The following is a 243-nucleotide window of genomic DNA, read 5'->3' as shown; positions in this document are numbered from 1 at the left end:
CTGACGGGACACAGGTGATTGACGAAGACGTGACCGTATTTTTCCAGCACGACCGGAACCGGTTTGTGGATGTGGTGCCATGGGACTGGAACTGGAGCGGACAGGATGAAAATGGAGCGCTTGGGGAGTATGCCAACAGTGACTTCGACCCGGGACGGGATGATCTGGACAGGGCATATATTGACGATTCTGTATTTTATGATACGGAGTACGGATTCCATATAGACCTGAAGGAAAATGAGA

At 50.6% G+C, this 243-nt stretch carries 1 protein-coding gene; it reads left to right on the top strand.

From position 1 onward, the window contains the following. Positions 1-243: hypothetical protein (locus LK536_RS58995; protein WP_506092360.1), on the top strand; the 243-nt coding region annotated here is incomplete at both ends.

Origin of the sequence: Clostridium pacaense (genome assembly GCF_020709765.2) — a bacterium.
In the GTDB taxonomy this organism is placed as follows: Bacteria; Bacillota; Clostridia; order Lachnospirales; family Lachnospiraceae; genus Enterocloster; species Enterocloster hominis.
The sequence above is the reverse complement of the archived record's forward strand: the minus strand, read 5'-3'. Positions and strand labels throughout refer to the sequence as shown.